At 61.0% G+C, this 26,721-nt stretch carries 18 protein-coding genes and 1 riboswitch; of the genes, 12 read left to right on the top strand and 6 right to left on the bottom strand.

Annotated elements, in window-relative coordinates; all coding sequences use genetic code 11:
• The first annotated feature begins 2 nt into the window (after positions 1-2).
• On the top strand, positions 3-1,811 hold the full coding sequence (msbA, locus tag LU682_RS26890; RefSeq protein ID WP_010955513.1) for a lipid A export permease/ATP-binding protein MsbA: 1,809 nt from the start codon (positions 3-5) through the stop codon (positions 1,809-1,811).
• A 130-nt stretch (positions 1,812-1,941) separates the two neighbouring features.
• A complete protein-coding gene (gene hldE, locus LU682_RS26885) occupies positions 1,942-3,363 on the top strand; it encodes a bifunctional D-glycero-beta-D-manno-heptose-7-phosphate kinase/D-glycero-beta-D-manno-heptose 1-phosphate adenylyltransferase HldE (RefSeq protein WP_003249449.1) in 1,422 nt (473 codons plus the stop codon).
• 81 nt (positions 3,364-3,444) lie between these two features.
• Here the strand turns inward: hldE and LU682_RS26880 are convergent, their stop codons facing one another.
• The 4 genes from LU682_RS26880 to LU682_RS26865 all read right to left on the bottom strand — a co-directional run bounded on the left by LU682_RS26880 (position 3,445) and on the right by LU682_RS26865 (position 6,877).
• Positions 3,445-4,413: a hypothetical protein gene (locus LU682_RS26880; RefSeq protein WP_010955512.1), complete on the bottom strand. Its 969-nt coding sequence runs from the start codon at positions 4,411-4,413 to the stop codon at positions 3,445-3,447.
• A gap of 58 nt (positions 4,414-4,471) precedes the next feature.
• On the bottom strand, positions 4,472-5,284 hold the full coding sequence (locus LU682_RS26875) for an aldo/keto reductase (RefSeq protein WP_010955511.1): 813 nt from the start codon (positions 5,282-5,284) through the stop codon (positions 4,472-4,474).
• A complete protein-coding gene (locus tag LU682_RS26870; RefSeq protein WP_010955510.1) occupies positions 5,281-6,456 on the bottom strand; it encodes an NAD(P)/FAD-dependent oxidoreductase in 1,176 nt (391 codons plus the stop codon). Before LU682_RS26870 ends, LU682_RS26875 begins: the two co-directional genes overlap by 4 nt.
• A gap of 88 nt (positions 6,457-6,544) precedes the next feature.
• Entirely contained in the window at positions 6,545-6,877 is a 333-nt protein-coding gene (locus LU682_RS26865; RefSeq protein WP_004577390.1) for a DMT family transporter, read from the bottom strand.
• A gap of 86 nt (positions 6,878-6,963) precedes the next feature.
• Between LU682_RS26865 and LU682_RS26860 the strand changes: the two genes are divergently transcribed.
• The 6 genes from LU682_RS26860 (at position 6,964) to LU682_RS26835 (ending at position 19,399) form a co-directional block, all read left to right on the top strand.
• Positions 6,964-7,854, top strand: coding sequence for a LysR family transcriptional regulator (locus LU682_RS26860; protein ID WP_003249460.1), 891 nt, complete (start codon positions 6,964-6,966; stop codon positions 7,852-7,854).
• An 11-nt stretch (positions 7,855-7,865) separates the two neighbouring features.
• A complete protein-coding gene (gene waaA, locus LU682_RS26855) occupies positions 7,866-9,137 on the top strand; it encodes a lipid IV(A) 3-deoxy-D-manno-octulosonic acid transferase (protein ID WP_010955508.1) in 1,272 nt (423 codons plus the stop codon).
• 238 nt (positions 9,138-9,375) lie between these two features.
• Positions 9,376-11,520 (top strand): type I secretion system permease/ATPase, encoded by a 2,145-nt coding sequence (locus LU682_RS26850; RefSeq protein ID WP_049587476.1) that lies wholly within the window; start codon positions 9,376-9,378, stop codon positions 11,518-11,520.
• Positions 11,517-12,935 (top strand): HlyD family type I secretion periplasmic adaptor subunit, encoded by a 1,419-nt coding sequence (locus LU682_RS26845; protein ID WP_010955506.1) that lies wholly within the window; start codon positions 11,517-11,519, stop codon positions 12,933-12,935. Before LU682_RS26850 ends, LU682_RS26845 begins: the two co-directional genes overlap by 4 nt.
• 243 nt (positions 12,936-13,178) lie before the next feature.
• Entirely contained in the window at positions 13,179-13,985 is an 807-nt protein-coding gene (locus tag LU682_RS26840; protein ID WP_232856800.1) for a hypothetical protein, read from the top strand.
• On the top strand, positions 13,982-19,399 hold the full coding sequence (locus tag LU682_RS26835) for an SPM autocatalytic domain-containing protein (RefSeq protein ID WP_232885712.1): 5,418 nt from the start codon (positions 13,982-13,984) through the stop codon (positions 19,397-19,399). Before LU682_RS26840 ends, LU682_RS26835 begins: the two co-directional genes overlap by 4 nt.
• A 130-nt stretch (positions 19,400-19,529) precedes the next feature.
• Here LU682_RS26835 and LU682_RS26830 read toward each other — a convergent pair whose 3' ends face one another.
• The gene (locus LU682_RS26830; RefSeq protein ID WP_010955503.1) at positions 19,530-20,963 is read right to left on the bottom strand and encodes a TolC family outer membrane protein; all 1,434 of its coding nucleotides are present in this window, start codon (positions 20,961-20,963) and stop codon (positions 19,530-19,532) included.
• Between the two features lie 160 nt (positions 20,964-21,123).
• A riboswitch (TPP riboswitch) is annotated at positions 21,124-21,230 on the top strand.
• Between the two features lie 154 nt (positions 21,231-21,384).
• On the opposite strand from LU682_RS26830, the gene thiC reads away from it, so the two are divergent.
• Complete coding sequence (thiC, locus tag LU682_RS26825; RefSeq protein WP_010955502.1) at positions 21,385-23,265, top strand: phosphomethylpyrimidine synthase ThiC; 1,881 nt, start codon at positions 21,385-21,387, stop codon at positions 23,263-23,265.
• A 144-nt stretch (positions 23,266-23,409) separates the two neighbouring features.
• A complete protein-coding gene (cytX, locus tag LU682_RS26820) occupies positions 23,410-24,693 on the top strand; it encodes a putative hydroxymethylpyrimidine transporter CytX (RefSeq protein WP_010955501.1) in 1,284 nt (427 codons plus the stop codon).
• On the opposite strand, the gene LU682_RS26815 is transcribed toward cytX, so the two are convergent.
• On the bottom strand, positions 24,662-25,408 hold the full coding sequence (locus tag LU682_RS26815; protein ID WP_003249476.1) for an RsiV family protein: 747 nt from the start codon (positions 25,406-25,408) through the stop codon (positions 24,662-24,664). The genes cytX and LU682_RS26815 overlap by 32 nt on opposite strands.
• A 185-nt stretch (positions 25,409-25,593) precedes the next feature.
• Between LU682_RS26815 and LU682_RS26810 the strand changes: the two genes are divergently transcribed.
• Together LU682_RS26810 and LU682_RS26805 are read left to right on the top strand one after the other, a co-directional pair.
• A complete protein-coding gene (locus LU682_RS26810; protein ID WP_003249478.1) occupies positions 25,594-26,211 on the top strand; it encodes an NUDIX domain-containing protein in 618 nt (205 codons plus the stop codon).
• Positions 26,202-26,654, top strand: a complete 453-nt coding sequence (locus tag LU682_RS26805; protein WP_003249480.1) for a DUF1249 domain-containing protein — start codon at positions 26,202-26,204, stop codon at positions 26,652-26,654. The genes LU682_RS26810 and LU682_RS26805 overlap by 10 nt, the downstream gene beginning before the upstream one ends.
• The last annotated feature ends 67 nt before the right edge of the window (positions 26,655-26,721 follow it).

Genomic DNA, 26,721 nt, shown 5'->3' with positions numbered 1-26,721 from the left:
TAATGGCCGAAACACCGCGACCAGCGGAGCACACCTCCAGCCTGAAGATCTACTTCCGGCTGTTGAGCTATGTGAAACCCTATGTCGGCATTTTCCTGCTGAGCATTGTCGGTTTCGTGATCTTTGCCTCGACCCAGCCAATGCTGGCCGGCATCCTCAAGTACTTCGTCGATGGGCTGAGCAACCCCGAAGCGGTATTGTTCCCCAACGTCCCCTACCTGCGCGACCTGCAACTGCTGCAGGCGGTGCCGCTGCTGATCATCCTGATCGCTGCGTGGCAGGGCCTGGGCTCGTTCCTCGGCAACTACTTCCTGGCCAAGGTCTCTCTGAGCCTGGTGCATGACCTGCGGGTGGCATTGTTCAACAAGCTGCTGGTGTTGCCCAACCGCTACTTCGACAACCACAACTCCGGGCACCTGATTTCGCGCATCACCTTCAATGTGACCATGGTCACCGGCGCCGCTACCGACGCCATCAAGGTGGTGATCCGCGAAGGCCTGACCGTGGTGTTCCTGTTTGCCTACCTGCTTTGGATGAACTGGCACCTGACCCTGGTGATGGTCGCCATCTTGCCGGTGATTGCGGTTATGGTCAGCATCGCCAGCAAGAAATTCCGCAAGCAGAGCAAGAAAATCCAGGTAGCCATGGGCGACGTCACCCACGTTGCCTCGGAAACCATCCAGGGTTACCGCGTGGTCCGTAGCTTCGGTGGCGAGGCCTACGAACAGCAGCGATTCGGCCAGGCCAGCCAGAGCAACACCGACAAGCAACTGCGCATGACCAAGACCGGCTCGCTGTACACGCCGATGCTTCAGCTGGTGATCTACAGCGCCATGGCTGCGCTGATGTTCCTGGTGTTGTTCCTGCGCGGGGACTCTACTGCTGGTGACCTGGTGGCGTATATCACCGCTGCCGGCCTGCTGCCCAAGCCGATTCGCCAGTTGTCGGAAGTCAGCTCGACCATCCAGAAGGGCCTGGCAGGTGCCGAGAGCATCTTCGAGCAACTGGACGAAGCGCCTGAAGTGGACACTGGTACGGTCGAGAAGGAACGCGTGGAAGGGCGCCTGGAAGTGCGTAACCTGAGCTTTACCTACCCGGGTACCGAGCGTGAAGTGCTGAGCGATATCAGTTTTGTCGCCGAGCCCGGGCAGATGATCGCCCTGGTCGGCCGCTCCGGCAGTGGCAAGTCCACCCTGGCGGCGCTGATCCCGCGCTTCTATCACCACGACAAGGGGCAGATCCTGCTCGATGGCGTGGAGATCGAGCACTATCGCCTGCGTAACCTGCGTCGCCATGTTTCGCAAGTCACCCAGCATGTCACCCTGTTCAACGACACCGTGGCCAACAACATCGCTTATGGCGATCTGGCCGGCGCGCCGCGCGCAGACATCGAAGCCGCCGCGGCCGATGCCTATGCCAAGGAATTCGTCGACCGGCTGCCAAAGGGCTTCGATACCGAAGTGGGTGAGAACGGTGTACTGCTTTCCGGTGGCCAGCGCCAGCGCCTGGCAATTGCCCGTGCGCTGCTTAAAAACGCGCCGTTGCTGATCCTCGACGAAGCGACTTCGGCGTTGGATACCGAGTCCGAGCGGCATATCCAGGCCGCCCTGGACCACGTGATGCAAGGCCGTACCACGCTGGTGATTGCCCATCGCCTGTCGACCATCGAGAAGGCTGACCAGATCCTTGTCATGGACCAGGGCCGCCTGGTCGAGCGCGGTACTCACACCGAGCTGCTTGCGGCTAATGGCCATTATGCCCGTTTGCATGCCATGGGGCTGGATGAGCCGGCCAAGGCCGATATCACCTGAACCCTCCTTGATCGGGGCCGTCATGGCCTCGATTGTCACGGGAATTTTCCAGGGATGATCTGGCCATAAAGCCATTGACTACCCTGTGCTAATATCCTGCCCCTGTTCATTATTTCCATATGGGTTGCCCATGAAGTTGTCCATGCCGCGTTTCGATCAAGCCCCGGTACTGGTGGTCGGCGATGTCATGCTCGACCGCTACTGGCATGGCGGTACTTCGCGTATTTCGCCTGAAGCGCCAGTCCCGGTGGTCAAGGTCGATCAGATCGAGGATCGCCCCGGCGGCGCGGCCAACGTTGCCTTGAACATTGCTGCGCTGGGCGCGCCGGCTTCGCTGATCGGCGTCACCGGCCAGGATGAGGCTGCTGACAGCCTGGCCAACAGCCTGCAGGCTGCCGGTGTCCGTTCGGTGTTCCAGCGCATCGCGCACCAGCCGACTATCGTCAAGCTGCGGGTCATGAGCCGTCACCAGCAGCTGCTGCGTATCGATTTCGAAGAGCCGTTCGCCACCGACCCACTGTCGCTGGGCGCGGAGGTCGACAGCCTGCTCGAAGGCGTCAAGGTGCTGGTCCTGTCCGACTACGGCAAAGGCGCACTGAAAAATCACCAAAACCTGATCCAGGCGGCGCGGGCCAAGGGCATTCCGGTGCTGGCCGACCCCAAGGGCAAGGACTTTTCCATCTACCGTGGCGCTAGCCTGATTACCCCGAACCTCAGCGAGTTCGAGACCATCGTCGGCCGTTGCGTCGATGAGGCCGAACTGGTCGCCAAGGGCTTGCAGTTGCTGCAGGACCTGGACCTGGGCGCCTTGCTGGTCACCCGCGGTGAGCATGGCATGACCCTGTTGCGTGTTGGTCAGCCGGCGTTGCACCTGCCTGCGCGGGCACGCGAAGTGTTCGATGTGACCGGTGCCGGCGATACTGTCATTTCCACCCTTGCCGCGGCCATTGCCGCGGGTGAGGACCTGCCCCATGCGGTGGCCCTGGCTAACCTGGCAGCGGGCATTGTGGTCGGCAAGCTGGGTACGGCTGCCATCAGCGCCCCTGAGCTGCGCCGGGCCATCCAGCGTGAGGAAGGCTCCGAACGCGGCGTGCTGGGCCTTGAGCAACTGCTGCTGGCCATTGATGACGCGCGGGCGCACAACGAGAAGATCGTCTTTACCAATGGCTGCTTCGACATCCTGCATGCCGGGCATGTCACTTACCTGGAGCAGGCGCGGGCCCAGGGTGATCGCCTGATCGTTGCGGTAAACGACGATGCCTCGGTAAGCCGCCTGAAAGGGCCGGGCCGGCCGATCAACAGCGTTGACCGGCGTATGGCCGTGCTGGCCGGTCTGGGCGCGGTGGACTGGGTGATCAGTTTCCCGGAAGGCACCCCGGAAAACCTGCTGAGCCAGGTCAAGCCGGATGTGTTGGTGAAGGGGGGCGACTATGGCATCGACCAGGTGGTGGGTGCTGATATCGTCAAGGGCTATGGCGGCACCGTGAAGGTGCTGGGGCTGGTCGAGAACAGCTCGACCACGGCGATTGTCGAGAAAATTCGCAAGAACTGATCTGACCTTGGGGTCGCTTCGGCGGCCCTCTGCTGGGGCGGGTTTACCCGCTCCAGCAAGCAGGTGAAAGCTTTCGGGATGTCACTTGTTCAGCGAGGACCGCGCCCGCTCCAGCAGCGCTCGCGCCTTGTCGCCAAAGCGTTGCAAGTGCGACGCCCGTGCGGGCTTGCTTTCCACCAACCCCTGCTGCTTCACCCAATCCTTCCAGCGTACCCGTTCATCTGCCACCACCCAGCCTTCCTGCCGGGCAAAACTTTCTGCCAGGTACAGCCCACGCGTACTCGCCGGCACCAGTTCATCCTTTTTCAGCGTGTACAGCTCTGCCAGTGGCTGGCCGTCCTTCAACGGCATCAGGTACAGGTCGGGCCGTTTGCGGTTGAGCCGCGCCACCAGATGGTCGCCCTCCAGCCGCTCGTCAACGTGGAACAAGCTGAGTTTCTTGGCGTCCCGGGGCACTTGCAGGCGCATGTCATAGATCAGCTGTAGCGAAGCGGTGGGCAGGTGCACATAGGCCCGTGGGCGCTCCAGTAGCATCAGTTTGCCGCAATGCACCGGGCGTGCGGCACCGGACTCCGGAGCCAGCACGAAGTGGGGTGTTTCGCGGTAGTGCAGGGCGGCGGCGTAGGGGATGGGCAGCCAGGTGTCGTTGAAGCGCCCGCCCAGCCAACCTTCCGGGGTTTCCAGCAGGCACTCCTCGGCCACTTCCTGTACGGCCGTGTGCAGTGGCAGGTTCAGCTCCTGCGCCGGTACATAACCGGAAATCAGTTTCAGTACCACATCGCCACGGTCTTGGCGGCGCTGACGCACCAGTACCCAGTAATCGCGGTTCTGCCAATGCAGCGTGAGGCGCACTGACACGCCCAGGTTGGCCAGTTCGACCACGAAGTGTTGTGTATCGGGTAACTGGATGGCCTTGCGCCGTTGCTGGGTCTGGGCAAAGTTCAGCGGCATGCCGATGCTTTGGTAAATCAAGCCTTCGGGCGTGGCCTCGACATGCAGTGGTAGTGTCTTGAAGTTGCTCGGGTTCTTGCGGATCAGCGTTCGCGCCACGAGGCTCCTCCTTGCGTCGGGTCAGTCTTCAGTCCCTGAGTCGGGAGCCTGAGGTAACTCAATGCTGGCCCAGGATACGGGCGACGGTGGCCACGTTGTGGGCCAGGTGCAACGGGTTGATGGTGCCGACAATAGCACTGCTGACGCCCGGGTGGGCGAACAGCAGCTCGAAGCTGGCCTGCACCGGGTCGACGCCCGGGGCCAGGCAGATATGCCCGCTCGCCAAGGCCTTTTTTACCAGGATGGCCTTGCCGTGTTCGGCAGCGTAGTCCAGCACCGGGCGTTCTGCCTGTTCGTTGAGGTTGTAGGTGACCATGGCGCAGTCGCCTTGCTCCAGTGCCTTCAGGCCGCCGGCGACGGTCTTGCCGGACAGCCCGAAACCGAGGATCTTGCCCTCCTGCTTGAGTTCGGCCAGGGTCTGGTAGACCTCCTGCTGTTCGAGGATGGCCAGGTCGTTGCCGTCGGAATGCACCAGCACCAGTTCGATGCGGTCGGTTTCGAGCCGGCGCAGGCTGCGCTCCACCGAGCGGCGGGTGTGGGCAGCGCTGAAGTCGAAATGCGACAGGCCTTCCTCGAACTCTTCACCGACCTTGCTGACGATTACCCATTCATCACGTTGGCCGCGCAGCAGCGGGCCCAGGCGTTCTTCGCTGTGGCCGTAGGCCGGGGCGGTGTCGATCAGGTTGATGCCAAGCTCGCGGGCCTGAGCCAGTAACAGGCGGGCGTCTTCATCGCCGGGGATAGTGAAGCCCGTGGGGTACTTCACGCCCTGATCGCGACCCAGCTTGACCGTGCCGAGGCCCAGTGGCGAGACCTTGAGGCCGGTGCTGCCCAGCGGGCGATGGAATGCGTGCAGGGTTGGCAGGCTCATGGCAGCAGTTGCTCCCAGGCCGGTACGCCCAGCGGAGGGCGTGGCAGGTCGGTCAGGTCGGCCTGTGCTTGTGGACGAATGCCGTCGCGCTCCAGGTGGCTGATTACCCGGTCGCTGAAGTCCGGTGCCAGTGCCAGTTTGGTCGGCCAGCCCACCAGCAGGCGCTGCTGGTCGGCAAGGAAGGCGTTGTCCGGGCGTGCCAGGCCGGATTGTGCAGGCTCAGCGCGGTCGACGCGCAGTGTGGCCCAGCGCACCAGGCTCTGATCGACCCATGGCAGCAGGTTGTCGATTTCCTTCTGCGCTGCGGCAATCTGCGCTGCAGGCTCGCGCGCCACGCCATCGGCTTCGGCCAGGTCCCCACCGAGGTACCAGACCCACTGGCCATCGGCTGCCGGATGGGTGGTCACCGTTACCCGCGGCTTGGGCCCGCCGCCGAGGCAGTGGGCGTACAAAGGTTTGAGGTTCGGGCCCTTGGCCATGACCATGTGCAGCGGGCGGGTTTGCATGGCCGGCTGATCCAGGCCCAGCGCCTGCAGCAAGCCTTCGGTGCCGGCTCCGGCGCTCAATACGATGCGTTGGGCACGGATTTCCCGGTCGTCCACGCGCAGGCCGACCAACGCATTACCTTCACGCAAGGGTTCGATGCGTTCACCTGCCAGCAAGGACTCGCCGGCCAGCTCGGCCAGGTTGGCCAGCAGGCTCGGGACATCGACCACCAGTTCCGCCAGGCGGTACACCTTGCCCTTGAACGCGCGGTCCTGCAGTGCCGGTGGCAACTGGTCACCCTTGACCTGGTCGACCCGGCCGCGCACGGCCTTGCTGGCGAAGAAGCTTGTGAGGTTGCCGGCCAAGGTGCCCGGCGACCACAGGTAGTGGGCATCGGAGAGCAGGCGGGTACGACTGAGGTCGAGTTCGCCGTTGCCGGCCAAGGCCTCGCGCCAGCGGCGCGGCATGTCGGCGATGGCTTCCGAGGCGCCGGTCAGGGCGCCGTGCAGGGCGTATTTGGTGCCGCCGTGGATGATGCCCTGCGACTTGATGGTCTGCTCGCCGCCAAGGCTGGCGCGCTCCACCAGCACTGTCGAGTAGCCCAGGCGGCGCAGGCGGGCATTGAGCCAAAGGCCTGCGACCCCGGCGCCGACGATCAGCACGTCAGTGGAAATGGCAGATGGCATGGCGGTACCTCGAAGACTGGGACAGCTGGCAAGTATACAGGCTATACCTGAGATGGCCCTATCGTCGGCGAGCCCCGCACAAGGGCTCTCAATGCCCAGCGGTCTTCGAGAACAGCTGAATCACCACCACGCCACCCACGATCATGGCCATGCCAAGCATCGCCGGCATATCCAGCTTCTGCCCATAGATCACCAGCGCCGCCACACTGATCAGCACAATCCCCAGCCCCGACCAGATGGCGTAGGCAATCCCCACCGGAATGCTGCGGACCACCAGCGTCAGCATCCAGAACGCAATGCCATAGCCAACCACCATCAGCAGCAGTGGCAACGGCGTGCTCAGGCCTTTCACCGCCTTCATCGAGGCGGTGGCGATGACTTCGGCGCAGATGGCAATGGCGAGGTAGGTATAGGCATTCATGGCAGGATCCTCCGTTACTGAGCGGGCATTCTAGACGTTGCCTGGATGGGGTAAAGTCATTACCTATCGATATGGGAGATAGGTTGATGGCCGAGCAGTGGAACCTTGAACAATTGCGTACCTTTCTGCGCGTTGCAGAACTGCGCTCGTTCTCCGCGGTGGCACGTGAGCAGCACAAAGCCCAGTCGGCGATCAGCAGTGCCATCGCGCTGCTCGAAACCGACCTGGGGGTCACTCTGTTCGAGCGCAGCAGCGGCCGGCAACCGAAATTGACTGAAAACGGCAGCGCCTTGCTGGAGGACGCCCGCGAATTGTTACGCCAGTGCGAACGCCTGGATGGCCGCGCCCTGGCCCTGATGCGCGGGCAGGAGGCCTTGCTGCGGGTCGCGCAGGACGAAGCCATGCCGTATCAGCCGGTGATCGACAGCCTCGACGAACTGGCGAGCCGCTACCCGTTCCTGGAGGTGCAACTGGCCAGCGGAGCCCAGGGCGATGTGGCGCGCAAGCTGGTGGAGCGGCGCGCCGATCTGGGCCTGTTCTTCCTCCACGAAAGCATCCCGGCTTCCTTGGAGCGCCGTGCGTTGGGCAGCGTGGAGATGGTCACGGTGTGCGCGGTCGGCCACCCGCTGGCGGGCGAAGGCCGGGTCACCCGCCAACAATTGGCCCGCCACCGGCAGTTGCTGATCACGCCACAACAAAGCGGTTACCCCGGCGGCGAGGCGATCAGCCCGCAGGTATGGCGTGCCGACAGTTTCTACGCCATGGCCGAACTGCTGATGCGCGGCCTTGGCTGGGCCTGGTTACCCCGGCATGTGGTGCAGTACCCGACCTACCAGGCGCACATGGTCGAACTGGACAGCGACTGGCGGCCGCCGGCCTTGGTGGCAGAGCTGGCCTGGCGCCGCGATGAACCTCTGGGCCCGGCCGCGCAGTGGCTGGCCGAGCGCTTTGCAGTGCACCTTCGCGCGATCGGGTAGACTTAGCCGCCATGAACAGAACTCTCTATACCTTGCTGTTTCACCTGGGCCTGCCGCTGGTTGCGCTGCGCCTGTATCTGCGCGCGCGCAAGGCACCGGCCTACGGCCAGCGTATCGGCGAGCGCTTTGCTTTCAAGCTGCCGGCCATGCGCCAGGGTGGTATCTGGGTACACGCGGTATCGGTGGGCGAGAGCATTGCGGCCGCACCCATGGTGCGTGCCTTGCTAAAGGCTTACCCAGAGCTGCCGATCACACTGACCTGCATGACCCCTACTGGCTCTGAACGCATTCGCGCCCTGTTCGCCAACGAACCACGCGTGCAGCATTGCTACCTGCCCTATGACTTGCCTTGGGCGGCGGGGCGTTTTCTCGATCATGTGCAGCCTAAGCTGGGCATCATCATGGAAACCGAGCTTTGGCCCAACCACATTCACCAGTGTGCCAGGCGCGGCATTCCGGTGGCGCTGGCCAATGCGCGCTTGTCTGAGCGCTCGGCCCGTGGCTATGGGCGCTTTGCCAGGCTGACCCGGCCGATGCTGGCCGAGATGAGCCTGATCGCCGTGCAGACCGAAACCGAGGCCCAGCGCTTCCGTGACCTGGGTGCACGCCCTGAGCGCGTGCAAGTCACCGGCTCGATCAAGTTCGACCTGACCATCGACGAACAGCTGCTGCCACGCGCGAGGGCATTGCGTGAACAGTTGGGGGGCGGCCAGCGCCCTGTGTGGATTGCCGCCAGCACCCACGACGGTGAAGATGCCTTGATCCTGCAGGCGCATCGGCAGTTGTTGCAGGTGCATGGCGATGCCTTGCTGATCCTGGTGCCGCGCCATCCCGAGCGCTTCAATGCAGTGCATGCGCTGTGCAGCGAGCAGTTCACCACCGTGCGCCGCTCTGCCGGCACGCTGGTCGATGCGCAAACGCGGGTATTGCTGGGCGACACCATGGGCGAACTGCTGTTCCTGTATGCCCTGGCCGACATTGCCTTCGTCGGTGGCAGCCTGGTGCCGACCGGTGGGCACAATCCGTTGGAGCCTGCGGCGCTGGCCTTGCCGGTGCTCATGGGGCCGCATGTGTTCAACTTCCTCGAAATCAGCGCGATGCTGCGCGAGGCGGGGGCGTTGCAGCAGGTGGATGATGCTGACGGGCTGGCCGGCGCGGTGCGCCGCCTGGTGGAACTGCCGCAGGACGCCCAGCGCATGGGTGAGGCGGGCAGGGCGGTGATGCGGGCCAATCAGGGGGCTTTGCAGCGATTGCTCGAGGGTCTGGGGGCCTTGATCCGCTGATAACCGACATATCCACTCAAAGACCCGGTCTAGAGTGGATATGTCTGATTCTGGTTATTTATTCCTACGGCGTAAGTTGTAACTTCCTACACTGGATTTCTCGCCGTTAGGAAACTTCCTACGAATAGACTTTAAAAGTCAGAAGTGTCACACGCTTGCGTCGGAAGCTTGTGGGACGTTTGTCCTATTGCTTCGGGCTAGTATCGCCTCATGTCCGGTTTTCATAAGAGGTGGCGTGATGGCTGATTTATCTGATGGCAATGCCAACACTATTGAAAGTGGGCTGGTGTGTCTTATCACGCTGGCGCGTTACCATGGTGTTGCCGTCTCTGCCGAGCAGTTGCAGCACGATCATGCAGCAGCGGGTGAGCGTTTCTCCACCGGCCCACTACTTCGGGCATTTCAGCAACTTGGCCTCAAGGCCAAACACCGCAGCGTCGATCCGGCCCGGCTGCAGCAGACGCCCTTGCCCGCTATTGCAGTGGATACGCGTGGTGAGTACTTCATCATCGCGCGCGTGGAGGGCGAGCAGGTTCTGGTGCAGGACCCCCATTCCCGCGCGCCGCAAGCGCTGACCCTCGCGGAACTGTTGGTGCGCTGGTCGGGAGAACTCATTCTGGTTCGCTCCGATGCCCAGTTGCCCCTAGGGCTGTCGCGCTTCGACTTTACCTGGTTCATTCCTGCTCTGGTGAAGTACAGGCGGCTATTTGGCGAAGTGCTCGTGGTTTCCCTGGTCATTCAGATACTGGCTTTGCTGACGCCTTTGTTCTTTCAGGTGGTAATGGACAAAGTCCTGGTGCATCGCGGTTTGACCACGCTGGATGTTATCGCCTTGGGTTTATTGGTCGTCGTTCTGTTTGAAACATTGCTGAGTGGGTTGCGTACCTATGTGGCAGCTCATACAGCGTCAAGAATCGATGTCGAACTGGGTGCAAAACTGTTCAGGCATTTGATCGATCTTCCAACCGCCTATTTTCACGCCAGGCGAGTCGGTGACTCGGTTGCCCGAGTGCGAGAACTGGAGAACATCAGAAGTTTCCTGACCAACAACAGCATCACGCTAGTGCTGGATGTGCTGTTCTCGGTGGTCTTCATCGCTGTCATGTTCCTCTATAGCGGATGGTTGACGCTGGTCGTCGTTGGCTCGCTGCCTTTCTATTTTCTCGTATCCCTGGTCGTTACTCCGCTACTGCGGGCGTTGATTGATCAAAGCTTCCAACGCGGCGCCGAGAACCAGGCTTTCTTGGTCGAGGCGGTCAACGGCATCGACACACTGAAGTCGATGGCCGTGGAACCTCAGGTGACCCGGCGCTGGAATGATCAGTTGGCCGCTTATGTATCTGCCAGTTTCAAGACCCAGAACCTTTCCAGTCTCGCCAATGAAAGCGTCGGCCTGATCGGCAAGCTTGTCACGGTAGCCACCTTGTGGCTGGGGGCCCGGCTGGTCATCGAAGGCGCACTCACGGTGGGCGAGCTGATCGCCTTCAACATGCTCGCAGGGCGCGTGTCGCAGCCCATCATCCGCCTGGCCCAACTCTGGACCAGCTTCCAGCAGACAGGGGTATCGATTCAACGCCTGGGCGACATTCTCAACACCCGTACCGAGGTCAACCAAGGCAAGGGCACGGTGCTGCCCACACTTGTCGGGCAGATCGAGCTCGATCGTGTGTGTTTTCGCTATCGGCCGGACGGGGGCGAAGTGGTGCGCGATGTCAGCCTGAAGATCGCCGCCGGAGAAGTGATAGGCGTTGTAGGTCGCTCGGGGTCAGGCAAGAGCACGCTGACACGCTTGATTCAGCGGCTGTACTCACCTGAGCGGGGGCGGGTATTGCCCGACGGTGCTGACCTGGCGGTAGCCGATGTGGCGTCACTGCGTCGGCAGATCGGCGTGGTGTTGCAGGACAACGTGCTTTTTCGGCGCACCGTGCGCGAGAACATTGCCCTCGGCAACCCAGCAGCACCGCTTGAAGAAGTAATCGCCGCAGCGACGCTGGCGGGTGCGCACGAGTTCATCCTCGAATTACCGGATGGCTACGAAACCCTGATTGGTGAGCACGGCGCCAGCCTGTCGGGTGGGCAGCGACAGCGCATAGCCATCGCCCGAGCGCTGTTCGGCAACCCACGCATCCTCATTTTCGACGAAGCCACCAGTGCGCTGGACTATGAGTCCGAACGGATCATCCAGCAGAACATGGCGCGGATTTGCGCGCAGCGCACGGTCATCATCATTGCCCATCGGCTTTCGGCAGTACGCCATGCCGACCGCATCGTGGTCATGGAGCGTGGGCAGATCATCGAGCAAGGGACTCATGATGAGCTGCTGGGTTATCCACAGGGCACCTATGCCTACCTGCATCAACTGCAGCTCGGGGCCGCCGTATGAGTGTGGCGTTCAAGGACCTTGCCGAGCGCTACCGGGATGCGTGGAGGACGGCATGGCGAAAGCGCCGGAGCATGGACGGCCCCGTACGTGACCCCGACGAACTGGCCTTTTTACCTGCGGCACTGTCCTTGCAGGAAACGCCAGTGCATCCCTTGCCGCGCTACCTGCAGTGGAGCCTGCTGATGTTCATCGGGCTGGCGCTTGCCTGGGCTTGCATCGGTGAGATCGATGTCATCGCCAGTGCCGAAGGCAAGATCGTGCCCAGTGGCAGGAGCAAGTTGATACAGGCCAGCGAGGTCGCGGTGGTGCAGTCGATCCACGTCGTCGATGGCCAGCCGGTGCGCAAAGGTGATGTGCTGGTCGAGCTGGAAGGGCAGTTGACCGAGGCTGACATCAAGCGCCTGGGCAGCGAACTGCTGGCTGCACAGATCGACCAGGCCCGCGCCAGCACACTGCTGAGTGCGCTGGACGGCGATGTGGCACCTGCCTCCCTGGCACCATTGATACCGCAGGCCACGGCCGCGCAGCAGGCAGGCGCGCAGCGCTGGCTGGAGGGGCAATACCTGGAGTTGCAGGCCACGCTGGAACAGGCCGATGCCGAAATCGGTCAACGCGCTGCCGAAATCCGTTCCGCCCAGGGCCGGGCTGACGCGCTCCGGCAACTGTTGGTGATCACCCGCCAACTGACGGCGGATTACAAGCTGTTGTTCAGTGAATCGGCGGTGGCCAAGCACACCTACCTGGAAAAGGAGCAGGCCCGCCTGGAGCAGGAGCGTGAACTGGCACTTCAGCGCTCGCGCATCGACGAACTGAACGCTGCACGGCTTGCTGCTCAGCACCGCCGTAGCGGTGCCATTGCCCAACTGCGCAGAGCCATGCTCGACCTTCACGGTGAGGCGCAACGGCGCATTGCAACCCTTGAGCAGGAGTTGAACAAGGCCGAGCAGCGGCATCGCCTCAAGGTACTGACATCCCCCGTTGACGGCACCGTCCAGCAGTTGGCGATCCATACACAGGGCGGGGTGGTTACACCCGCGCAGACACTGATGGTCATTGTGCCGACGGGCGAGCCGGTGGAAGTGGAAGTGAAAGTCGAGAACAAAGATATCGGCTTTGTTTTTCCGGGGCAGCACGTGGAAGTGAAGATCGAGACATTCACCTTTACCAGGTATGGCGTTGTACCGGGGGTGGTGGAGAGTATTTCCGATGATGCCATTGAGGATGATAGGCACGGTCTTTTGTATAGCGCTCGAATCAAGTTGGCCAAGGAAGCTTTGCGCGTAGGGGATAACGACTTGCCGTTGACGGCGGGCATGGCTGTGCGTGCAGAAGTGATTGTGGATAGGCGCAGGGTTATCAGTTTCTTCTTGAGTCCCCTGCAGCGGCATGCAAAGGAAAGTCTGAAGGAGCGATAAATGAAATATAAAAATGCGTGCATTGTATATAGAGCGGCTTGGAGCTTACTGCGGATCTGTAGTGCAATAATATTGGCTGGTATGGCGAGTTGCTGTGCTGTCGGTCTCGGTGGTTCAGATGCGTTTGGGGCTGGGAGCAGCATTTCCGTGTTGTACGAAAGAAATTTTGGAAAAGTTCATGCATTGTCTGAAGCGAAGTTTGCTTAGTGGCTGATATGGGCAGGCTGGCTCTAGGGAGGGGTGATGATTAGTTATAGGTATATCTTTCTCTTTGGGAAGGTGCTGTTCGGAAAGCTAATTGCGCTGTGTAGAAGATTTGGTTTGGTGCTGTGGGGTTTTAGCAAGTTGTTGTTGTTGCTAAGTGTGGTGTGGTTATTGGTCGCCATTGTTATTACTCCGACTTGGGCGCCGAAGAAGCTGAAGACCCCTAATCCAATGGTGTGTGGAAAGATCTCGGGTGTTGTTTATGAGCTCCCTAGGAAGTATGTGATCTATTGGCCTGAGTATGAGGGTAAGAGTTCTTGGGAGCCGGGATTTACAAATAACAAAAAAGGCTGTGGTGCAAACTTGTTGTCACTCTATATGGCAATGAGTTGGCCGGAGATGCAGCCCGTCTCTTACGGTGAGGCGACGTCTTTTAGTTTTGATGGAATATCGGTCGCAATTGAGCCTTGGCCGCATGGGGAAGCGGGGTTGAGAAAACAGCTCCAGCATTACCTTCGTGAAACACCTGCGCCTCTAGTTCAGGCTAGCAAGCTGAACGAAGATCTCGGTCTAAATTTTCTCGAGGGAGTTGATAGTGCATTTCCTAATCAGCGCAAGGGCTTTTTCTGGCTGGAGGCCAAGGGGCGCATGCAATATATCGGTTATTGCAACTGGGTCGAGCATAAGGCCAATTACTCGCGTTGCTATTTGGAGTTTTTGATGCCCGGAGACAACGCAATTGTAAATGTGGAGTTTTTATGGGGGCGGCTAGGGGAGTGGCATAACATTGTTTTGACGGTGGGTGAGTTTTTCATGAATGCTGTAAAATATGGAGTCGATAAATGATTAGGATAGAGCTGTCCGATGTGGATGAGGCACGTCAGGCTTTGCGTGATAAGGGGCCGGATGCAATGTATGATGTCCTGGCAAAAAAAGGAGACAAATACGCTGTCCTTGCAAATGGCGTTGCGCGCGGGGACTCTTTGTCAGGTGTTGCGGCAATAAATTATATGAAGTCGGTAGCGGCAGGTGTCGGTCGTCCGATGCAAGAAATCGATGTGGATAAGGTGAGGGTTGAAATGGCAAATAAATATATGGAGGTGTTGCTAAAGAAGATTAGTAAAGGTCCTATTGTCGGTCAGGTAAGCCAAAAAGAGGTCGCGGCATTTCATAAGGAAACTTTCGAAAGCCTTGAATATCCTGAGAGGGCATGGACGTTGAGTCCGGTGTTTGATGTGATTGCTGTCGAAAATCGAGAGGACTACTGGCGGCATGTGCTTTCCTCAGCGGGGAATCTAACGGATGAATTTACACTTTCCTTTCACACTCACCGCATGATGGCAATGGCATCAGTAGTTTCTTCCGCCGAAAACCGTTTAATTGCTAAGGAGTGGATATCCAGGGTCGAGTCACCCACTGGTGTTCCTGACCTTATCAGTGCTGCCGCAGCTTCGCTTTTCAATTCCATCAATAATGCCTTTAAAGCCGCTAGTCACTTTGATAATGCAACTGATCAAACACTGCAGATCGAAATCTCCCCCACAACCGAATCCCGCCGCGACCTCCAAGGCCAGGACGATATCCGCAATGACGTCTCCAACGGCTACGTCGATCGTCGCCTGACCCACAGTATCGCATTCACCGACAGCACCCTCGACAACACCGACTTCACCTCCGCTCAGTTGGGCAGTTTGGCCACCGGTGGTGTTCGCCCTGGCGAGCTCCAGATCGACCCCAACGTGCGACCCAATCAGCATCTGGCTCAGTTCTATCGTGATGGCAATGAACAACCGGATTTCAGCCTGCGCAATGCCGTGGTACTCAACGGGTTGGCAGCAATGACCACGGTGAACACGTTTGTCGACCCGCTCTTGCTCGACCTCAGCGGCAAGGGCGTTGGTCTGACGGGTATCGAGGAAGGCGTACTGTTCGATATCGATAACAGTGGTTCACTGCGCCGCACCGGCTGGGCAGACCGGCTGACCGGCATGCTGGTGCATGACAACGGTACCGGCCAGGTGAGCAACGTCAGCCAGCTGTTCTCCGAATACTACGGCGGCAAGGCAGGCAGTGATGGCAGCTCTGGTGAAACGCCGTTCAAGGATGGCTTCGCCGCCCTGGCAAGTGTTGACGCCAACGCCGATGGCGTCATCAACGTTGAAGACGCCGTCTGGGCGCAATTGAAGGTGTGGGTCGATGGCAACCACGACGGGCGTGCCGATGCCGGTGAGCTAAGGGCATTGCAGGAGCATGGCATTAGCCAGATCAAGCTCGGCCAGGTCGAGCCGGTAGGAGAGGTGCGTCAGGGTAACGAGGTCATTTCCCGAGGCGCTTTCACTGTTAATGGTGAGGACCGGGAAGTACTGGCGGTGAGGTTTCTCGCCGATACCGTCGGTAATCGGATCGAGGCCCAGGAGGGTGGCACTCTACTGACTTCGTCAAGCGGGCCCACTTCCCGAAGGGCCTACATCAGCCAGAGTGCTCAAGGCAGCACGCTGGACGCCGCAGCGCTCGGCGTACAGACGCTTTACGGCAGCGCGGGCGATGATGTCTTGACCGCGGCCCCAGAGGGCAGTTGGCTGGTTGGTGGCGGTGGCAGCAACACCTATCACGGCGGGGCGGGCGACGATGTATTCGTGATCAGTGCCAGCGACGATTGGGCGAACATGCAGGGCAATGGTGGGCGCGACACGGCACTGATCGTGGGGGAGCATGGCGTTGGGCTGAACATGGCCAAGGCCGGGCTGACCATCGCGCAAGGCGGGCGGGGTAAGGACATCATCGCCAGCGGCGGTCAACGCGGAGTTTTCATCAAGGGCGGCTCGGGCGACAGCTTGCTGATTGGCGGTGGCGGCAACGATGTGCTTGTGGGGGGTACAGGCCGTAACGACATCATTGGCGGTACCGGCAAGTCGGTGATCTATGCGGGCCCCAAGGGGGATCGCATTCAGGCCTCGGCGGGCGGAAGTATCATTTACGCCGGTGGTGGCGCTGATCGGATTACGGGCGGTGCTGCCGATGACGTGATCGAGGCCGGACGCGGCGATGCCACGATCGACGGAGGCGCGGGCACCAACCTGGTCAGTTTGCATGGTGCTCACGACGAGTACCTGATCACACGTACCGAATCGGGCCACCTGATCACCGACACCGTGGCAGGACGAGATGGCCGTCTGAGCTTGAGCAACATCCAGAAACTCAGCTTCGCCGACATCGCTGCCATCGATCTTCTCGGCGGGGGCGCCATGCCAATCGGCGACAGGCTCTCGCCTGAGCAACTGGCTACATTCGCCACCACTGACACGGCGCTGATAGTCCCTGCAACGGCGCTGCTGGGCAATGACCAGCCACTTGGCAGCAGCGGGCCATTGCGCATCGCCTCAGTCAGCGCTGGCAAGGGTGCAACAGTGCGGCTGAATGAGCAGGGTGATGTGGAGGTCACGCCGTTGCCAGGCCATGACGGTGATGTCAGTTTCCGCTACGACTTGGTCGATGCTGCCGGCAACGCGTCCATGAGTGTGACCGAAGTGGGCAGTGCTGCATCAGCACCCTTGCGGGCAACGGTAACGTTGCGCCATGAACAATCCCCCGCTGACCCGCTGTCGGGGCGGCAGTGGTATCTGGACGAGATCAATGTCGCGCCGGTATGGCATGACTTCACGGGCAAGGGGGTGAGGATAGGGCAGTTCGAGCCGGGAGGGGAGTTTGCCGTGGCGCCGGAAATCTTCGACATTGGGCACCCCGATCTCAAGCCGAATATCGATCCCATCTGGCTGCAAACCCAACGCACCAATGGCACGCTGCCCGCTCTGGCGTCCAATCATGCCACTCAAGTGGCTGGGGTCATGGTTGGCGCGCGCAATGATCAAGGAGGGATCGGCATCGCATATGAGGCGAAGATCGGCGGGCACTACCTGGCCAACAAAGGCGATGACCTGACCAATCTGGGGCAAATGGTCAACTACGACATAGCCAACAACAGTTGGGGTTTCAAAACGGACTTCGGACTTACAAATGTTCCAGAAGGAAAAGTCGATACTGCTCTGGCGCTGGCATTCAGCACTACGCTTGCCGCCACCAACGGCCGTGGTGGGCTAGGCACCATCGTCGTCGCCTCTGGTGGCAACCAGCGCCATAAAGGCGGTAATGCACAGGGCTCGCTGACCAACAACAACCGCCACGCCATTGAAGTGGCGGCCATCAACGCAAAGGCAGACCTCTCGGTACTGCAAGCTGCCACGGCACCCTTTTCCAATCCAGGCTCCAGCTTGCTGGTCGCTGCACCGGGGAGCCATGTTTTATCCAGTGGCGTCAGCCTTGAAGCGGAGCGCGGTGCGTCGGTCGGCAGCGCCTACAGCACGACTCAGGGCACCAGCTTCGCCGCGCCGATCGTCTCAGGCGTGGTGGCGTTGATGTTGCAAGCCAACCCGGGGTTGGGTTACCGGGATGTTCAGCAGATCCTCGCACTGTCTGCGCGCAAAGTGGATGACGCATCAACCCAATGGGCTTACAACGCAGGGCGCAATTGGAATGGCGGTGGCATGCACGCCAGCCACGACTATGGCTTTGGCATGATCGACGCCCGTGCCGCAGTGCGCCTTGCCGAGTCCTGGGGGAGCCGGGCGACCAAGGCCAATGAACGGCTGCTGACAGCCAGCAGTGAACCAGTGGCTCAACAGGTTGCGGCGGGGCAGGTTGCGACTTTGTCTTTGACCCTGCCGGCTGATTTGCTGGTGGAGCATGTGGAGGTTGATGTCCACTCGATGGTCGGCCGCCTTGGCGACATGACGCTCACGCTGGTGTCGCCTGGCGGCACGCGCAGCGTACTGCTCGATCGCACAGGCAAGGCGCCGGGCTCTGGTGATGACGATCTGGGCGATTCGCGTTCAGGGGCGTTCAAATATGGGTTCATGTCGACCCATCATCGCGCAGAGCGCTCGGCTGGGGAGTGGAAGCTTGAGGTGCGTAATGCTGTTGCTGGCTTACCGCTAACGCTTGATCGCTGGACGCTGCGCCTCGTCGGCAGCCCCGGCACCACCGATGATGTCTATTACTTTACCGACGACTACGCGAACCTGGTGGCAGAAAACCCAGGGCGCGCGAAGCTTGACGATGCCATCAGCGGAACCGCTGGCGGGCGCAATACGTTGAATGCGGCTGCAGTAAGTCGCAGTATCTCGGTGGATCTGGCCAGCGGCAGCGCCAGTATTGCCGGTGCGGCGCTCACCATAGCCCCTGGTTCGGTGCAAAACCTTATCAGTGGTGATGGCGACGATACCTTGATCGCCGGGCCCGCCGGGGCATTACTGGATGGTGGCCGTGGGTACAATCTCCTCAAGGGGGGTGAGGGTACCGACCGCTTTGTCATCCACAGGCGTGCAGGCGGTAACGATGTACTCAAGCAGTTCGAGACTTCGCGTGAGGTGATCGACCTGGTCGGCTTTGGTGGTTCAGGGTTTGCTGACTTGCAGATGCAACAGGACGGCAATTCGACTGTGCTCGACCTTGGCAGTGGGCAGAAGCTGACGCTTGCGGACACTACGATTGCTGAACTGCGGTCAGCGAACTTCCGTTTCCTTGACGCTTTCACCGCTGCGCCAGGTTATTTCGAGGGCAGCCCTGAAGAGCAGACGACCCCGCCTGTCAGCGCGAATGTTCTGCTTACCGGTGGTGCAGGTGGCGTGTCGCTTGCCAGTGACGCATCCGGGCAGTTGGTGGCTTCTTTGGCAGGCACGATATATTCCCCGCCGACGGTTGCGCCCAGCGTGTTTCTGGTGACAAAACAAGAAGGTGTGAGCGATTACAAGAACACCCTTCGGGGGTTCCGACACGGTATCGACAAGATTGACCTGACCCAGGTAGGCATCAGTCGCTTCGAGGATCTGCACGTCAGCAAGGTCCAGCGCTTCAAACTCAATGACTTTGCGCAGATTCACGGTGTAGCCGTTGATACCCAGGCAGTGCCGGGGCAGGAAGGTATAGTGAAGATGCTGTACCTGGATGCGCTCGAAGTTGCGCAGGTGACAGCGGAGGACTTTATCTTTGCGCAGCCGGCAATGGTCACATCTGAAGCGGTTGCCGTGCCAGAAATTTCCGCCCTTTCAGCAGGGTCATCGCTGTTTGCTGTCGAGCACTCGCTACCGAGCCTGGGGAATCTTGTTGACGCAATGGCTGCGTTCGCCCCTGAACCTGCGGGGCCTGTGCTTATCGGTGATATGTCGGCTCAACGCATCGACTCGACGATTGCCGTAGCCGCCTAGGCGTTGTCGTTCAGGGCTGGAGTGATATTGAAGGCCTATCGCCAGCAAGCCAGCTCTCACAGGTGCATCATGCCTTCAGGCCTGGCACCGTGTGGGAGCGGGCAAGCCCGCGAAGAGTCCAGCCCCTATCTCAAGGCCTGCGCTCGAAGTTCTTGGCCGCTGCTGCCGCCAGGTCCGGCGGCAGGAAGTCCTTGTCCGGGTTGTAGTCAGGTTTCAGGTAGCGCTTCAGGTCCTGCAGGTCTTGCGGGCTCAGGGTGCCGGCTGCCTGCTTCAGGCTCAGGTTGTCGAGAATGTAGTCGTAACGGCTATTGTTGTAGTCGCGCACCGAGGTGTACAGCTGGCGCTGGGCATCAAGCACGTCGACGATGTTGCGGGTACCGACCTGGTAGCCGATTTCGGTGGCTTCCAGCGCGCTCTGGTTGGAAATGATCGACTGTTTGCGCGCCTGTACCTGTTCCACATCGGTGTTCACTGCGCGGTGCAGGTTGCGGGTGTTTTCCACGACCTGGCGGCGCAGGCTTTCACGCTGCTGCTCGCTCTGGCTCAGGCGCTGGTAAGCCTCGCGTACCTGCGAGCTGGTCAGGCCGCCGCTGTAGATCGGTATGTTCAGTTGCAGGCCAACGCTGGTCTGCTCGACGTCGCCGCTGTAGCGCACCCCCAGTTGCGATGGGTTGGTGAAGCCAAGGCTGTCGTTGTCACCCTTCTGGTACTTGGCCACGGCGTCCAGGGTCGGTGCATGCCCGGCCTTGCGCTGACGCAGGGTCTCTTCTGCGGCAGAAACCGCGTAGTTGGTGGCCAGCAGGTTGAGGTTCTGGCGCCCGGCGGTTTCGACCCAGGCTTTGGCATCGTTGGGCGTTGGCACTTGTACCGGCAGGCTATGTACCACGCCCTGGATAGAGGTGTACTCACGGTTGGTCAGGGTCACCAGGGCCTCGAAGGCATCCTGCACCTGGCGTTCGGCGATGATCCGGTTGGCCCGTGCAGTGTCATAACTGGCTTGGGATTGCAGCACGTCGGTCTTGTCCGAAAGGCCCACGTCGAAACGCTCGTTGGACTGATCCAGCTGGCGCTTGAAGGCGGCTTCTTCTGCCTTGGTGGCGGCCAGGTTGTCCTGGGCGCGGAGGACGGCGAAGTAGTTTTGCGCGGTTTGCAGGATCAGGTTTTGCTCGGTCGCCGACAGCTCCAGGGCTGCCTGTTCGTTGACTGCTTCGGCGGCTTGCAACTGGAACCAGCGATCAGCGCGGAAGATCGGCTGAGCCAGGGTCGCGCTCCAGGAGTTGCCGCTGCGATTGGACGTGATGGATGGCTCGTCCAGCTTGGTGCGGGTGTTCATCATCTCGGCACCGGCCGACAGGTTTGGCAGCAACCCGGCGCGGGCCTGCGGCACCACTTCGCGGCGCGCCCCGTAATCGGCGCGGGCTGCAGCCAGGTCGGCGTTGTTGTCCACTGCTTCCTGGTAGACGCTGACCAGATCGGTTTTGACTGTCGAGGGCACGTCCGCTGCCCAGACCACTCCGTTGGACGCACAAGACACGGCTATCGCCAGTGAGAGTTTGCGCAGCATAGAGGCAATCCTTGTACGAAATTTAATTACTGAACTGTTGAGTATCGAGCGATGGGCCAGTGTAGTGCCATGCGCACCCGGCAACAATCGCTCGGTGTGCCTTTCATCATCCGCGCATTTACCTGCTTGGCTTTGCTGACCACTCCAGTCTAGACTGCGCATGTTCTTGTCGGGGTGCCTTGAAGCAAAGGCTGAGATCGCAGAGGTGCGGATCCCGTTGAACCTGATCAGGTTAGCGCCTGCGTAGGGAACAAGATTGCTCGCCTTCCCGGGGAGCCTCTTGTGCCAGGTCCGGGATTGTCACAGCTGCATACAGCTTCAGGCACCCCCATGTCCGGCACTGCACCCAAAGAGGGTGCGTCCGCGCGTTTCAGGTTCACCCCGACATTCCACTGCTAGGAAGCCGTCAGGAGAGCCTGTGATGACCAAACAAGAAAAAGCGATCAACCTCAGCGAATCGGCACAAGTCGATCAGCAGTCCGTGCAACCGTTCCCGCGTTCGCGCAAGGTGTATGTCGAAGGCTCGCGCCCGGACATCCGTGTCCCCATGCGTGAAATCAGCCTGGATGACACCCCGACCGATTTCGGCGGCGAGTCCAACGCCCCGGTGCTGGTGTATGACACGTCTGGCCCGTACACCGACCCCGACGTGATCATCGACGTGCGCAAAGGCCTGCCCGATGTGCGTTCGGCGTGGATCGAAGCCCGCGGTGACACCGAGCGCCTGGAAGGCCTGAGCTCCGACTTCGGTCAGCAGCGCCTGAACGATGCAGAGCTGGCCAAGCTGCGTTTTGCCCATGTGCGCAACCCGCGCCGGGCCAAGGCCGGCGCCAACGTCTCGCAGATGCACTATGCCCGTCAGGGCATCATCACCGCCGAAATGGAATACGTGGCCATCCGCGAAAACATGAAGCTACAGGAGGCCCGCGCTGCCGGCCTGCTGAATGAGCAACATGCCGGCCACAGCTTCGGTGCCAACATCCCGAAAGAAATCACCCCTGAATTCGTCCGCCAGGAAATCGCCCGTGGCCGCGCGATCATTCCGGCCAACATCAACCACCCGGAAGTAGAGCCGATGATCATCGGCCGCAACTTCCTAGTGAAGATCAACGGCAACATCGGCAACAGCGCCCTGGGTTCCTCGATCGAGGAAGAGGTGGCCAAGCTGACCTGGGGCATCCGCTGGGGCTCGGACACGGTCATGGACCTGTCCACCGGCAAGCACATCCACGAAACCCGCGAGTGGATCATTCGCAACTCGCCGGTGCCGATCGGTACCGTGCCGATCTACCAGGCCCTGGAAAAGGTCAACGGCGTGGCAGAGGACCTGACCTGGGAACTGTTCCGCGACACCCTGATCGAGCAGGCCGAACAGGGCGTGGACTACTTCACCATTCACGCCGGTGTGTTGCTGCGCTATGTGCCCCTGACCGCCAAGCGGGTCACCGGCATCGTCAGCCGCGGTGGCTCGATCATGGCCAAGTGGTGCCTGGCGCACCACAAGGAAAACTTCCTGTACACCCACTTCGACGAAATCTGCGAAATCATGAAGGCCTACGACGTCAGCTTCTCGCTGGGCGACGGCCTGCGCCCTGGCTCGATTGCCGACGCCAACGACGCCGCGCAATTCGGTGAGCTGGAAACCCTCGGCGAGCTGACCAAGATTGCCTGGAAGCACGACGTGCAATGCATGATCGAAGGCCCCGGCCACGTGCCGATGCAATTGATCAAAGAGAACATGGACAAGCAGCTGGAGTGCTGCGACGAGGCGCCGTTCTACACCCTCGGCCCACTGACCACCGACATCGCGCCGGGTTACGACCACATCACCTCGGGCATTGGTGCGGCAATGATCGGCTGGTTCGGTTGCGCCATGCTCTGCTACGTCACGCCGAAGGAGCACCTGGGCCTGCCGAACAAGGACGACGTCAAGACCGGCATCATCACCTACAAGATCGCCGCGCATGCCGCCGACCTTGCCAAGGGCCACCCGGGTGCACAGATTCGCGACAATGCCCTGTCCAAGGCGCGTTTCGAGTTCCGTTGGGAAGACCAGTTCAACCTGGGCCTCGACCCGGACACCGCCCGTGCTTTCCACGACGAGACCCTGCCGAAGGAATCGGCCAAGGTCGCGCACTTCTGCTCAATGTGCGGGCCGAAGTTCTGCTCGATGAAGATCACCCAGGAAGTGCGTGAGTACGCTGCCAAGATCGAGGCCGTGGATGTGACGGTCGAGCAAGGCATGCGTGAGCAGGCCGAGCGGTTCCGCCAGGAAGGCAGCCAGCTGTACCACAAAGTCTAAACCGCAGCACCTTACCCTGTGGGAGCGGGCTTGCCCGCGAAGCAAGCACTGCGGTGCATGGCACCGGCTTTGCCGGTGTTCGCGGGCAAGCCCGCTCCCACAGGGTGGTGTATGCCACTTAACATCACTCCTGCGGACATGACCATGACATCACCCAGCCAGTTCTCTCCCGACCATCCAATCCCCATCCAGCAGCGCATTTTCGGTGCTCGCGACCTGTTTTCACTGTGGTTTTCCCTCGGCATCGGCCTGATGGTGCTGCAGGTCGGCGCCATGCTGGCGCCAGGCCTAGGCCTTGCTGGCGCCGTGCTGGCCATCGCCCTGGGCACCGGTGTCGGTGTGCTGTTGCTGGGTGCGGCGGGGGTTATCGGCAGCGACACCGGCCTGTCCGCCATGGGCACCCTGAAACTCAGCCTGGGCAGCCATGGCGCGCGCTTGCCGGCGCTGCTCAACTTGCTGCAACTGGTGGGTTGGGGCGCTTTCGAGATTATCGTCATGCGCGATGCTGCCAGCTTGCTGGGTGCGCGAGCGTTCGGTGAGGAAAGTGCCTGGAACAGCCCCATGCTCTGGACGCTGTGCTTCGGTGCCCTGGCCACCCTGCTGGCTGTCAGCGGGCCACTGGCCTTCGTGCGCAAGGTACTGCGCGCCTGGGGCATCTGGTTGTTGCTGGGCGCTTGCCTGTGGCTGACCTGGAACCTGTTCGCCAAGGCCGACCTGGCGGAGCTGTGGAACCGTGCCGGGGATGGTTCGATGTCGCTGGCGGTTGGCTTCGATATCGTCATCGCCATGCCGCTGTCCTGGCTGCCGCTGATCGCGGACTACTCGCGCTTTGCCCGCAATGGCAGGCATGTGTTCGGCGGTACGGTAGTGGGCTACTTCATCGGCAACACCTGGCTGATGAGCCTGGGCGTGGCGTACACGCTGGCGTTCGCCGCCAGTGGCGAAGTCAATGCCTTGCTGCTGGCCCTGGCGGGCGCCGGCATGGGGATTCCGCTGCTGCTTATTCTGCTGGACGAGTCGGAAAAGGCCTTCGCCGACATCCACTCGGCGGCGGTTTCCACCGGTGTGCTGCTACCGCTGAAGGTCGAGCACCTGGCGTTGGCCATCGGCGTGTTGTGCACCCTGATCGCCCTGTTGGCGCCACTGGCACAGTACGAAAACTTCCTGTTGCTGATCGGTTCGGTGTTCGCACCGCTGTTCGGCGTGGTGCTGATGGACCACTACGTGGTCCGTCGACGCCGTCTGCCAGCACAGGTCAATGGCTTGCACTGGCAGGCGTTGGTGGCCTGGTTTACCGGAGTGGTGGCCTATCACCTGATTGCCGCCAAGGCGCCCGAACTGGGCGCCACCCTGCCCGCATTGCTGCTGGCAGGCGTGCTGCATGGGCTGCTAAGCCTCAGCCGCGGCCGGGAAACAGTTCAGGCTTGAGTACGCCATTCAGGCGCGGGTAGGGGATCTTCAGTTCCACGTGGCCCATGGAATAGGGCGCGATGGCATAGACCTCATACTTGACCACTACCGCGCCGTACGTCAGGGCGACGTGCGGCGATTTCTTGAACGGCCAGGTCTTGACGAACTCGGCATCCTTGTCCATTCCCACGCTCATCAGCCAGGCACGGTGCGATTCTTCGACGGTTTTCCAGAAGGTGTCTTCCTGGCCGGGCACCAGCATGTCCTGCAGGGTCAGCACCTTGTCCAGTTTGCGTGAATAGTTGATGAAGCCGCGCCCGGGCATGCCGTGGGCGCCACCGCTGTCCAGGTAGCTGGACAACTCGATGATCACCAGTCCGTCATGCTGCTCGCGTACCTTGGCTTGCAAGTAGCTGCTGTTACGTTTGTCGGCACTGGCCAGATATTGCTGTTCGTAGGCCTGCAGGGTGGCTGGTGCGGTGCCATGCTGATTGTCTTCGGTCAGTTGCAGCAGGCGTTTTTCGACGATGCCGTCGAGCTTGGGCAGGGCCGGGAAGTGGATCATGTCGATGTTCACCAGCGGGCAGTCGCTCTCGCTGCAGCCGGGTTTGACATGCTCCCAGGCGTCGCGCTTGACCTCGAGCGGGGCCCGGTAGTTGGGCGTGAACAGGCTCTGGCAGGCGCCCAGAGCGAGTGCCAGCACGGCCACGGAAGTCAGTTTGACAAGTGTCATGATGATCCTTGCAGAACAGGGAAAAGTCGGCCTTTGACCGTCTGCGCGGCCTTCAGTTCGCCACTAAGCTAACAGAGTGAAGGTCTGCTGTCCCGAGTGCGCCAGCGGTTGCTGGAAAGGGGTGAAACCAACAGGCGTGCGGAGTAGGATGGCGCGAAGCAGTATTCGAGGTAATGAGGATTTCCATGTCAGACGCGTTGAACGCTGTGCCCAAGGGCTTCGAAATCATCGAGCGGGCCAATTGCTTCCAGGGCTTTTACAAGCTCGACAAGTTACGCCTGCGCCACGAGCTATTTGCCGGGGGCATGGGGCGCGAGATCAGTCGCGAACTGTTTGTGCGCCACGATGCGGTATGCGTGCTGCCGTACGACCCAGCGCGCGATGAAGTGGTGCTGATCGAACAGTTCCGCGTGGGCGCCCTGGACAAGGTCGCCAACCCCTGGCTGATCGAGATGGTTGCCGGGCTGATCGACAAAGACGAGCAGCCCGAGGAAGTCGCCCATCGCGAGGCTGAAGAAGAAGCCGGCCTGACCTTCAGCGCCCTGTGGCCGATGACCCGCTACTTCCCGTCGCCTGGCGGCAGTGACGAATACGTTCATCTGTTCCTCGGCCGTTGCAGCAGCGAGGGCGCGGGAGGGCTGCATGGCCTGGAGGAAGAGGGCGAAGACATTCGCGTACGCGTGTGGGCGTTCGAGGATGCCCTGCAGGCGGTGCGCGACGGGCGCATCTGCAATGCGGCCACCATCATTGGCCTGCAATGGCTGGCGCTGAACCGTGACGAAGTAAGAGGTATGTGGAAGTGAACCTGCTGCGCGAGCGCTATCGAGTTGACCTGGTCGGGCTGCAGGCAGCCTGCGAGGCCAACTATGCCCGGCTGATGCGCTTGTTGCCCGACATGCGCACCACCCAGAGCTCGCGCCGCATCGGCATGACCCAGGGTGACCAGATGCTTGGCGTGCTGGTGCTCGACGTGGTGCTGGCCTGCCCGTATACCACCACCCTGCATGTGCGCCAGGAACACAGCCTGCCGTGGTTGCCAGTGCCACACCTGGAAGTGCAGGTGTATCACGATGCGCGCATGGCCGAAGTGGTCAGCGCCGAACACACCCGGCGCCTGCGCAGCATCTACCCGTATCCGAACGATGCCATGCACCAGCCGGACGAAAAGGCCCAGCTCAACCTGTTCCTGGGTGAATGGCTCAGCCACTGCCTGGCCTGCGGCCACGAACTGGCAAGTGTTCGCTGAATTGTGACGTGAGTCGGTTGCGGGTGTTTGCTCGTCACCGTCGCACAGCCATAATTCCCGCTGAATC

This window comes from Pseudomonas alloputida (assembly GCF_021283545.2).
GTDB lineage: Bacteria > Pseudomonadota > Gammaproteobacteria > Pseudomonadales > Pseudomonadaceae > Aquipseudomonas > Aquipseudomonas alloputida.
Note: the sequence above shows the minus strand (reverse complement) of the source record. Positions and strands in the feature narration are given on the sequence as shown.

What these genes read in the sequence shown, in the direction of transcription:
- msbA (WP_010955513.1), top strand. Translation starts at nt 3, where the DNA reads ATGGCCGAAACACCGCGACCAGCGGAGCACACCTCCAGCCTGAAGATC.
- hldE (WP_003249449.1), top strand. Translation starts at nt 1,942, where the DNA reads ATGAAGTTGTCCATGCCGCGTTTCGATCAAGCCCCGGTACTGGTGGTC.
- LU682_RS26875 (WP_010955511.1), bottom strand. Translation starts at nt 5,284, where the DNA reads ATGAGCCTGCCAACCCTGCACGCATTCCATCGCCCGCTGGGCAGCACC.
- LU682_RS26870 (WP_010955510.1), bottom strand. Translation starts at nt 6,456, where the DNA reads ATGCCATCTGCCATTTCCACTGACGTGCTGATCGTCGGCGCCGGGGTC.
- LU682_RS26865 (WP_004577390.1), bottom strand. Translation starts at nt 6,877, where the DNA reads ATGAATGCCTATACCTACCTCGCCATTGCCATCTGCGCCGAAGTCATC.
- LU682_RS26860 (WP_003249460.1), top strand. Translation starts at nt 6,964, where the DNA reads ATGGCCGAGCAGTGGAACCTTGAACAATTGCGTACCTTTCTGCGCGTT.
- waaA (WP_010955508.1), top strand. Translation starts at nt 7,866, where the DNA reads ATGAACAGAACTCTCTATACCTTGCTGTTTCACCTGGGCCTGCCGCTG.
- LU682_RS26850 (WP_049587476.1), top strand. Translation starts at nt 9,376, where the DNA reads ATGGCTGATTTATCTGATGGCAATGCCAACACTATTGAAAGTGGGCTG.
- LU682_RS26845 (WP_010955506.1), top strand. Translation starts at nt 11,517, where the DNA reads ATGAGTGTGGCGTTCAAGGACCTTGCCGAGCGCTACCGGGATGCGTGG.
- LU682_RS26840 (WP_232856800.1), top strand. Translation starts at nt 13,179, where the DNA reads ATGATTAGTTATAGGTATATCTTTCTCTTTGGGAAGGTGCTGTTCGGA.
- LU682_RS26835 (WP_232885712.1), top strand. Translation starts at nt 13,982, where the DNA reads ATGATTAGGATAGAGCTGTCCGATGTGGATGAGGCACGTCAGGCTTTG.
- LU682_RS26830 (WP_010955503.1), bottom strand. Translation starts at nt 20,963, where the DNA reads ATGCTGCGCAAACTCTCACTGGCGATAGCCGTGTCTTGTGCGTCCAAC.
- thiC (WP_010955502.1), top strand. Translation starts at nt 21,385, where the DNA reads ATGACCAAACAAGAAAAAGCGATCAACCTCAGCGAATCGGCACAAGTC.
- cytX (WP_010955501.1), top strand. Translation starts at nt 23,410, where the DNA reads ATGACATCACCCAGCCAGTTCTCTCCCGACCATCCAATCCCCATCCAG.
- LU682_RS26815 (WP_003249476.1), bottom strand. Translation starts at nt 25,408, where the DNA reads ATGACACTTGTCAAACTGACTTCCGTGGCCGTGCTGGCACTCGCTCTG.
- LU682_RS26810 (WP_003249478.1), top strand. Translation starts at nt 25,594, where the DNA reads ATGTCAGACGCGTTGAACGCTGTGCCCAAGGGCTTCGAAATCATCGAG.